Annotated in this window: 10 protein-coding genes and 1 riboswitch; of the genes, 2 read left to right on the top strand and 8 right to left on the bottom strand. The window is 72.2% G+C overall.

Annotation, left to right across the window (positions count from 1 at the left end; genetic code table 11):
- The 3 genes from H5J33_RS14345 to H5J33_RS14335 form a co-directional block, all read right to left on the bottom strand.
- Positions 1-533 (bottom strand): 2'-5' RNA ligase family protein (locus H5J33_RS14345; protein ID WP_181795297.1); only part of this gene is annotated, 533 nt, incomplete at its 3' end.
- Between the two features lie 148 nt (positions 534-681).
- Positions 682-1,695, bottom strand: coding sequence for a tryptophan--tRNA ligase (gene trpS / locus H5J33_RS14340; RefSeq protein ID WP_181795296.1), 1,014 nt, complete (start codon positions 1,693-1,695; stop codon positions 682-684).
- Positions 1,696-1,795: 100 nt separating this feature from the next.
- Positions 1,796-3,250 (bottom strand): glycine hydroxymethyltransferase, encoded by a 1,455-nt coding sequence (locus H5J33_RS14335; protein WP_181795295.1) that lies wholly within the window; start codon positions 3,248-3,250, stop codon positions 1,796-1,798.
- A 32-nt stretch (positions 3,251-3,282) separates the two neighbouring features.
- A riboswitch (ZMP/ZTP riboswitch) is annotated at positions 3,283-3,371 on the bottom strand.
- A 101-nt stretch (positions 3,372-3,472) separates the two neighbouring features.
- Between H5J33_RS14335 and rocD the strand changes: the two genes are divergently transcribed.
- A complete protein-coding gene (gene rocD / locus H5J33_RS14330; protein ID WP_181795294.1) occupies positions 3,473-4,684 on the top strand; it encodes an ornithine--oxo-acid transaminase in 1,212 nt (403 codons plus the stop codon).
- Here the strand turns inward: rocD and H5J33_RS14325 are convergent, their stop codons facing one another.
- Positions 4,685-5,146, bottom strand: a complete 462-nt coding sequence (locus tag H5J33_RS14325; protein ID WP_181795293.1) for a nuclear transport factor 2 family protein — start codon at positions 5,144-5,146, stop codon at positions 4,685-4,687.
- 105 nt (positions 5,147-5,251) lie between these two features.
- Between H5J33_RS14325 and H5J33_RS14320 the strand changes: the two genes are divergently transcribed.
- Complete coding sequence (locus H5J33_RS14320) at positions 5,252-5,824, top strand: TetR/AcrR family transcriptional regulator (protein ID WP_181795292.1); 573 nt, start codon at positions 5,252-5,254, stop codon at positions 5,822-5,824.
- Between the two features lie 227 nt (positions 5,825-6,051).
- Here H5J33_RS14320 and H5J33_RS14315 read toward each other — a convergent pair whose 3' ends face one another.
- The 4 genes from H5J33_RS14315 to H5J33_RS14300 all read right to left on the bottom strand — a co-directional run.
- Positions 6,052-7,236 (bottom strand): glutathionylspermidine synthase family protein, encoded by a 1,185-nt coding sequence (locus H5J33_RS14315; RefSeq protein ID WP_181795291.1) that lies wholly within the window; start codon positions 7,234-7,236, stop codon positions 6,052-6,054.
- 13 nt (positions 7,237-7,249) lie between these two features.
- On the bottom strand, positions 7,250-7,678 hold the full coding sequence (locus H5J33_RS14310) for a hypothetical protein (RefSeq protein WP_181795290.1): 429 nt from the start codon (positions 7,676-7,678) through the stop codon (positions 7,250-7,252).
- Between the two features lie 279 nt (positions 7,679-7,957).
- Positions 7,958-8,248: a hypothetical protein gene (locus H5J33_RS14305; RefSeq protein WP_181795289.1), complete on the bottom strand. Its 291-nt coding sequence runs from the start codon at positions 8,246-8,248 to the stop codon at positions 7,958-7,960.
- A 214-nt stretch (positions 8,249-8,462) separates the two neighbouring features.
- On the bottom strand, positions 8,463-9,155 hold a 693-nt coding region (locus H5J33_RS14300), incomplete at its 5' end, for an aminotransferase class I/II-fold pyridoxal phosphate-dependent enzyme (protein WP_181795288.1).

The following is a 9,155-nucleotide window of genomic DNA, read 5'->3' as shown; positions in this document are numbered from 1 at the left end:
GGCACGACCGGCCCCCCGAACGTGTACTCGCGCAGCTTGCGCCAGACGTCGTCGGCGCCCTGTTCGTACAGCGCGAAGCCGGTGCACGGCCACTCGGCCTCGTAGTCCGCCAGCTCCTCGAAGGCGCGGTCCATCGCCGCCTCCTCGATGCCGTGCGCGACGGTGACGTGCGGGTGGTACGGGAAGAGCAGTTCGCGCGCCACCGGCCCGGACGCCTCGCGGATCCGCTGCTGGAGCCGGGTGCAGGCCTCGGCGCCCGCGACCACGCGGACGTAGACCACCGGTGACAGCGGGCGGAAGGTGCCGGTGCCGGACAGCCGCATCGGGAACGGCCGGCCCGCCGCGGCGACCTCGGTCAGGTGCGCGTCGACCGCGGGCAGGTCGGCCTCGTCCACCTCGGTCGGCGGCAGCAGCGTGACGTGGGTGGGGATGCCATGAGCCGCGGCGTCGCCGAAGCCCGCGCGCCGCTCCTGGAGCAGGCTGCCGTGAGGCTCCGGGACCGCGATCGACACGCCGATCATTACGGTCCCCACGTCGTCTCCTGTCGTCGCGTCTGTCGTCGTCTCGGCCGCCTGGCCACGGCCGTTGGCATCGACTGTACGGCCACGGGTGCCCCGTGGGCAGGCGCAGCGGAAGTGATGTGCAGCGCTCTGCCCGTGCGGGCCCGTGCGGTCGTACGCCTCAGTGCTTGGCCGGGAGGAAGCCCACGCGGTCGTACGCCTGCGCGAGGGTCTCGGCGGCGACGGTCCGCGCCTTCTCGGCGCCCTTGGCGAGGATCGCGTCCAGCGTCTCGGCGTCGTCCAGGTACTGGTGGGTGCGCTCGCGGAACGGGGTGACGAAGTCGACCATGACCTCGGCGAGGTCGGTCTTGAGCGCGCCGTACATCTTGCCCTCGTACTCCTGCTCCAGCTCGGCGATGGTCCTGCCGGTGAGCGTGGAGTAGATGGTGAGGAGGTTGGAGACGCCCGGCTTGTGCTCGGTGTCGTAGCGGATCACCGTGTCGGTGTCGGTGACCGCGCTCTTGACCTTCTTGGCCGTGGTCTTCGGCTCGTCCAGGAGGTTGATCAGGCCCTTCGGCGTGGACGCCGACTTGCTCATCTTGACCGCCGGGTCCTGGAGGTCGTAGATCTTCGCCGTCTCCTTGAGGATGTACGGCTTCGGGATCGTGAAGGTGTCGCCGAAGCGGCCGTTGAAGCGCTCGGCGAGGTCCCGGGTCAGCTCGATGTGCTGGCGCTGGTCCTCGCCGACCGGCACCTCGTGGGCCTGGTACAGCAGGATGTCCGCGACCTGGAGGATCGGGTACGTGAACAGGCCGACGGAGGCCCGGTCGGCGCCCTGCTTGGCGGACTTGTCCTTGAACTGGGTCATGCGGGAGGCCTCGCCGAAGCCGGTGAGGCAGTTCATGACCCAGGCCAGCTGGGCGTGCTCGGGGACGTGGCTCTGCACGAAGAGGGTGCAGCGGTCCGGGTCCAGCCCCGCGGCCAGCAGCTGGGCGGCGGCCAGGCGGGTGTTGGCGCGCAGTTCCCGCGGGTCCTGCGGGACCGTGATCGCGTGCAGGTCGACCACCATGTAGAAGGCGTCGTGGGACTCCTGGAGGGCCACCCACTGGCGTACGGCGCCGAGGTAGTTGCCGAGGTGGAACGAGCCGGCGGTGGGCTGGATACCGGAGAGCACACGAGGTCGGTCTGAAGCCATACCCCTCATTGTCGCAGAGAGACGGGACGGGTCGGGTGGGTGGGGAACCGCGGGCCGCCCGTGGCCGCGCGCGGTTCCCGGTGTCCCTTCCGGGGGCGGGTCAGCCGAGGTCGACCTGCGGGTAGAGCGGGAAGCCCGCGACCAGGTCCGTGGCGCGGCGGGCGATCTCGTCGGCGACCTTCTCGTCCAGGACGTGGCTCGCCTTGGACGGGGCGCCGGACTTGGTGGTGCCCGGCTCGGTGGTGGTCAGGACGCGGTCGATGAGGGCCGCGACCTCGTCCATCTCCGCCGTGCCGAGGCCGCGGGTGGTCAGCGCGGGGGTGCCGACGCGGATGCCGGAGGTGTACCAGGCGCCGTTCGGGTCGGCCGGGATGGCGTTACGGTTGGTGACGATGCCCGAGTCGAGCAGGGCCGCCTCGGCCTGGCGGCCGGTGAGGCCGTAGGAGGTGGCGACGTCGATCAGGTTGAGGTGGTTGTCGGTGCCGCCGGTGACGAGGGTGGCGCCACGGCGCATCAGGCCCTCGGCGAGGGCGCGGGAGTTGTCCACGATGCGCTGGGCGTAGTCCCGGAAGTCGGGCCGGCGGGCCTCGGCGAGGGCGACGGCCTTGGCGGCCATGACGTGCGGGAGCGGGCCGCCGAGGACCATCGGGCAGCCGCGGTCCACCTGGTCCTTGAGGGAGTCGTCGCACAGCACCATGCCGCCGCGCGGGCCGCGCAGCGACTTGTGGGTGGTGGTGGTGACGATCTGGGCGTGCGGGACCGGGTCGAAGTCGCCGGTGAGGACCTTGCCGGCGACCAGTCCGGCGAAGTGGGCCATGTCGACCATGAGGGTGGCGCCGACCTCGTCGGCGATCTCGCGCATGATCCGGAAGTTCACCAGCCGGGGGTAGGCGGAGTAGCCCGCGACGATGATCAGCGGCTTGAACTCGCGGGCCTGGGCGCGCAGGGCGTCGTAGTCGATCAGGCCGGTGGCCGGGTCGGTGCCGTAGGAGCGCTGGTCGAACATCTTGCCGGAGATGTTCGGGCGGAAGCCGTGGGTGAGGTGGCCGCCGGCGTCCAGGGACATGCCGAGCATGCGCTGGTTGCCGAAGGCCTGGCGCAGCTCGGCCCAGTCGGCGTCGGTGAGGTCGTTGACCTGGCGGGCGCCGGCCTTCTCCAGGAAGGGCACCTCGACGCGGTCGGCGAGGACGGCCCAGAAGGCGACGAGGTTGGCGTCGATGCCGGAGTGCGGCTGGACGTAGGCGTGGCGGGCGCCGAAGAGCTCGCGGGCGTGTTCGGCGGCGAGGGCCTCGACGGTGTCGACGTTGCGGCAGCCGGCGTAGAAGCGGCGGCCGATGGTGCCCTCGGCGTACTTGTCGCTGAACCAGTTGCCCATCGCGAGCAGGGTCGCCGGGGAGGCGTAGTTCTCGGACGCGATCAGCTTGAGCATCCCGCGCTGGTCGGCGACCTCCTGGCCGATGGCGTCGGCGACGCGCGGCTCCACGGCGCGGATCACGTCGAGGGCGGCGCGGAAGGCGGTGGACTCGGTGGAGAGGGGGGCGGCGTTCTCGGGCATCGGGACCTCCGGACGGTGTACGTACAGCGTTCACGTTCGGCCCAGGCGCACGGCACTCTTACCGCTCGGGCCGCTCCCCGATGGTCCGTCCCATCCCAGCGCGCCAGTCACGGCCCGGGTGTCAGCCTACCGGGCGCGCCGGGCGGAGAGATCCCGCGTCCACCATGCGAGTGGGGTTAAGAAGGAGGTCATCGTCGTATCCGGGCCGATCCGGGAGTGTCCGTGACCGCTGCCGAAGAAGACCTCGTCGCCCTCGCCGCCGCGCACTGCGCGCCCACCTACGATCCGCTGCCGGTGGTGCTCGCCACCGGCGAGGGGGCGTGGGTGACGGATGTGGCGGGGCGGCGGTACCTGGACCTGCTGGCCGGTTACTCGGCGCTGAACTTCGGGCACGGCCACCCCCGGCTGGTCGGGGCGGCCCGGCGGCAGCTGGAGCGGCTGACGCTGACCTCCCGCGCCTTCCACCACGACCGGTTCGCGGCGTTCTGCGCCGAGCTGGCGAAGCTGTGCGGGATGGAGATGGTGCTGCCGGCGAACACCGGCGCGGAGGCGGTGGAGGGCGCCGTCAAGACGGCCCGGAAGTGGGGCTACCGGGTGAAGGGGGTGCCCGCGGAGATGGCGAAGATCGTCGTGGCGGGCGGCAACTTCCACGGCCGTACGACGACCGTCATCAGCTTCTCCACGGATCCGGCGGCGCGGGCGGACTTCGGGCCGTACACGCCGGGGTTCGAGATCGTGCCGTACGGCGATCTGACCGCGCTGCGGGGGGCGCTGACGGAGAACACGGTGGCGGTGCTGCTGGAGCCGGTGCAGGGCGAGTCGGGGGTGATCGTGCCGCCGGCCGGTTATCTGGCGGGGGTGCGGGAGCTGACCCGGGAGCGGAACGTGCTCTTCGTCGCCGACGAGGTCCAGTCGGGGCTGGGCCGGACCGGGCGGACCTTCGCGTGCGAGAACGAGGGGGTCATGCCGGATGTGTACGTGCTGGGCAAGGCGCTCGGCGGGGGGATCGTGCCGGTGTCGGCGGTGGTGTCGAGCGCGGCGGTGCTCGGGGTGTTCCGGCCGGGTGAGCACGGGTCGACGTTCGGCGGCAATCCGCTGGCCTGCGCGGTGGCGCTGGAGGTGATCGCGATGCTGCGGACGGGCGAGTACCAGGAGCGGGCGGCCCGGCTGGGCGAGCGGCTGCACCGGCTGCTGGGCGAGCTGGCCGGGACGGGCCGGGTGACGGCGGTGCGCGGGCGGGGGCTGTGGGCCGGGGTGGACATCGCGCCCGCGGTGGGCACCGGGCGGCAGATCTCCGAGCGGCTGCTGGCCCGTGGGGTCCTGGTCAAGGAGACCCACGGGGCGACGATCCGGATCGCGCCCCCGCTGGTGATCGGCGAGGAGGATCTGGACCGGGGCGTGGAGCAGCTGCGGGAGGTGCTGCTCGGGGCCTGATCAGCGCAAGGGAAGGTCGGTGCCGTGCTCGGCGGCGGGCCGGGGTCCGAAGACGCGCCGGTCGGATTCGTCGATGGCCACGTCGTTGATGCTCGCCTCGCGGCGGCGCATCAGGCCGTACTCGTCGAACTCCCACAGTTCGTTGCCGTAGGAGCGCCACCACTGCCCGTCGGTGTCGCGGCACTCGTACTGGAAGCGGACGGCGATGCGGTCCTCGTGGAAGCTCCACAGGCTCTTGCGCAGGGCGTAGTCCAGTTCGCGGCGCCACTTCCCGGTGAGGAAGGCGACGATCTCGTCCCGGCCGGTGAGGAATCGGTCGCGGTTGCGCCAGACGGAGTCCTCCGTGTAGGCGAGGGCGACGCGGTGGGGGTCGCGGGTGTTCCAGGCGTCCTCGGCCGCCTGGACCTTCTGCCAGGCGGTCTCCAGGGTGAACGGCGGGTAGGGCGGGCGGGCTTCGGGCACGGCGGTCTCCTCGGCGCGGACCAGGTCGAGAACGGTCGTTCTCGATCACTGCGGCTAAGGTAGAGAACGACCGTTCTCAACGTCAAGGAGACACGAGGAGCCCGGATGCCCGCCCCCGCCACCGAGGAACGCGACCGCCTGGACCGCGAGTTGCTGCTGGACGCCGCCGAGGCGCTCTTCTACGCGCACGGCATCCAGGCGGTCGGCATGGACCGGGTCCGGGAGGCGTCCGGGCTGCCCCTGAAGCGGATCTACCGGCTGTTCGCGACCAAGGAGGACCTGCTCGTCGCCGTGCTCCGACGGCGCGACCGGAGCTGGCGGGAGAGCCTGGCCGCGCACGTGGAGCGCGTCACCGGTCCGCGCGAGCGGGTGCTGGCGGTCTTCGACTGGCTCTCCGCGTGGTTCGCCGAGCCCGGCTTCCGCGGCTGCGCCTGGATCAACGCCCACGGCGAACTGGGCGCCTCCTCCGAGGCGGTACTGCGCGAGGTCCGCGCCCACAAGCACGCCTTCCACGCCCAGTTGTCGGCCTGGGTCCGGGCCACGGGACTCCCGCTCGCCGAACCGGTCTTCCTCCTGGCCGAGGGCGCCATCGTCACGGCGGGCATCACGGGCGACCCGTCGGCGGCGGGGCACGCGCGGGGGGCCGTGGAGGCGCTGCTCGGGGCCGCGGCCGCCTAGGCCCTGTCGTCGGACTCCCGCCTGCCTCGCGACGCCATGCACGCTCCCCCGGGCTCTTCGAGCAGGGGGCACCCCCACTCGCCGCACCGGGCCCGGACCCGAATACGCCCGGTACGAGGGTCGGGGCCCGGCACTCCCCCAGCCTCCGGCCGGGGCCCCCAGAACACGCACCTGACGCGGCGCCGGTCCGCCCCTCCGGGCGGACGGCGGGAGTCCGACGACAGGACCTAGAGGATCACGTGCGGCAGGAAGCGGGCGTACTCGTCGGTGATCAGGCCGGTGGATTCACGGATCCCGAGGCCCGCCGGTTCGCCGGCGACGACCCAGGTGCCGAGGACGACGTGGTTGCCGTCGAAGGCGGGCAGGGGGGCCAGCTGCTGGTAGCAGCAGGGGTCCTCGCGAGGGGCCGGCGGGGTGCCGGGCTCGTGGACGGTGATGCCGGCGCCCTCGCGGCCCAGCAGGGGCTTGGCCACGTAACCGGTGGTGTCGGCCAGCTCGCGGGGGCCGTCGAGGTAGGCGGGCAGGAGGTTGGGGTGGCCGGGGTACAGCTCCCAGAGGATCGCCAGCAGGGCCTTGTTGCTCAGCAGCATCTTCCAGGCCGGCTCGATCCACAGGGTGCTGCCGGTGCCGCCGCCGTTGTCCAGGGTGTCCAGGACGTGGGGACCGAAGGCGTCGGTGGTGAGCCACTCCCAGGGGTAGAGCTTGAAGATGCCCCGGATGAAGCCGAGCCGCTTGTCGACGAAGCGGCCGGAGAGGGAGTCCCAGCCGATCTCCTCCATGGCGAGCCAGTCGGTGGCGAGGCCGGCCTGCTCCGCCGTCTCCTTCAGATAGGCGACCGTCATCAGGTCCTCGCCGAGTTCGTCGGCGGCGGAGTGCGCGAAGTGCAGGGAGGCGCCGGGCGGCAGCAGCGCGGCCTGGGCGCGCCAGGCCGCCACCAGGCGTTCGTGCAGGGAGTTCCACTGGTCGGCGCCGGGAAAACGTTCCTCCATCCAGAACCACTGCGGGGAGGCCGCCTCCACCAGCGAGGTGGGCGTGTCGGCGTTGTACTCCAGCAGCTTCGCCGGGCCGGTGCCGTCGTAGCGCAGGTCGAACCGGCCGTAGACGGACGGCAGTTCGGCGCGGCGGTGCCAGGACTCGGTGACCGCGGCGGCCACCCGCGCGTCGGTGATGCCGAGGTCGGCGAGCCGGTCCCGCGCCACGATGTGGTCCGCCGCCGCGAGGCACATGCGGTGCAGTTCCGCGACGGTCTCCTCCAGCGCCTCGACCTCTTCCAGGGAGAAGACGTAGTAGGCGCTCTCGTCCCAGTACGGCCGCAGGGAGTCGTCGGGGTGGCGGGTGAGGGGGTAGATCAGGCCCTGGGCCTCGACGGTCTGCTGCCAGCCGGGGCGGGGGGTCGTGGTACGGCGTTCCATGCGCGTCCTCCGGTCAGCCGCCGGAGCCGTGCGAGCCGCCGCCGAAGCCGCCGCGGCTCACCCCGCCGTGACTTCCTCCGCCGCTGCCGTCGTCGTACGACGAGCCGCCCGAACTCCCGCCCGATCCACCGGACTTGGTGAAGGAACCGCCGTCGACCCAGCCGTTCCTCTCCTTGCCGTCGTAGTACCAGGCGGCGTCGACCGGCCGCTTGGCGCCCTTCTTGACGGGCTTCTTCCGGCCCGAGGAGGAGACACCGCTCCCGCCCGTCGTCTTGCAGTTCTTGTCGGAGACGACCTTGTAACCCTTGGAGAGGTCGTAACTGCCGCGGTCCACGCAGCGTTTGTCCGGGTCGGACGAGCAGGCCGTGAGGGCGGCGGCCAGCAGGCCCACACCGCCCAGGACGACCGTGCCGGAGCGGAGTCGCCTCCGGTTGTGCGCCATGGTGTCTCTCCCCCGTCGGATGAGCGTTCGGCGGTCAGCCTAGAGACCGGTACCGCACAGCCGTACGGGGCCCCCGCGTTCATCCGCCGGGCGGGACACTACACGGCGCATGGCGGCGGAGAGGTGTGTGCCGTAGGCGCGTGCCGGACGCAGCGGCGCCCGCAGCGGGTGATCCGGCCGCGCGGATTTCGTAATCGGCCGGTCTTTCCTTCGCCCTTTCCCACGGGAATTGCCCGCCCGCCCCTCGGAAGCGGGCGAGCATTTCTTACCGGGCTCGGGTCACAGGTAGAGGACGTAACCGGTGCCGCTCTTGTAAGTGGAACCCACGGTGGAACAGTAGGCGTACGACCAGCTGTAGTTGCTCGCCGACGCCCCCTGGACCCACTGACCGTTCTTGCACTGCGCGACGGCGATGTACGGACCGCCGGAACAGGAGACTCCGTAGGTGGTGCCGTCGGTCCAGGGAGTACGACAGGCCTGCGGTACCGCCTGCGCGGTCCCCGCGTTGGCCACCAGGGCGCCGGAGGCCAGCACGGCCGCGCCGAAGACACCGGCCAGCAGACGTTTCATGGAACACTCCATTCCATCGGTGCGGGACGGGCATGTGCCCCTTCCGGCGGCAAAGCCTGCACCAAGCACATGAGGGCCAGGGAGCGTATTTCCGGCCAACCACGGGACCGAAACCACCGGAAATACGAATCAGGACACCGGAGAAACACACCCGCCAATTCTCCGCCCCGTACACCGGCACCCCACACGGCGGAATTCGCATTCCGCCCGCCCGCTACGGCAGCACCCGGCACAGTGCCTCCAGCGCGCCCGTCCACGCGCTGTCCGAAGGGGTGCCGTAGCCGACCACCAGGGCGTCCGGGGGGTCGGCCGGTGCGTCGGGGTGGCGGTAGTAGGACAGGCCGTGCAGGGCCAGGCCCTGGAGGTCCGCCGCCTGGACCACCGGCTGTTCCAGGCCCGGCGGGAGCCGCAGCACCGCGTGCAGTCCGGCCGCGATGCCCGTCACCCGCACCGACGGCGCCCGGTCCGCCACGGCCGCGGCGAGGGCGTCACGGCGGCGCCGGTAGCGCAGGCGGGCGGAGCGGACGTGCCGGTCGTAGGCGCCGGAGGTGAGGAACTCGGCCAGCGTCAGCTGGTCCAGCGCCCCGCAGGTGTCGGTGTGCCCCTTGGCCGCCACCGCCTCCTCCGCCAGGGCCGGCGGCAGCACCATCCAGCCCAGCCGCAGCCCGGGCGCGAGGGACTTGCTGGCGGTGCCCAGGTAGACCACCCGGTCGGGGTCCAGGCCCTGGAGGGCGCCGACGGGCTGGCGGTCGTAGCGGAACTCGCCGTCGTAGTCGTCCTCCAGCACCAGTGCGCCGGTGCGCCGCGCCCAGTCCACGACGGCGGCCCGCCGGTCGGGGTGCAGCGGGGTGCCCGTCGGGAACTGGTGGGCCGGGGTGAGCAGGACCGCGGCGGCGCCGTCCGGCGC

This window comes from Streptomyces sp. WELS2 (assembly GCF_013870595.1).
In the GTDB taxonomy this organism is placed as follows: Bacteria; Actinomycetota; Actinomycetes; order Streptomycetales; family Streptomycetaceae; genus Streptomyces.
The sequence above is the reverse complement of the archived record's forward strand: the minus strand, read 5'-3'. Positions and strand labels throughout refer to the sequence as shown.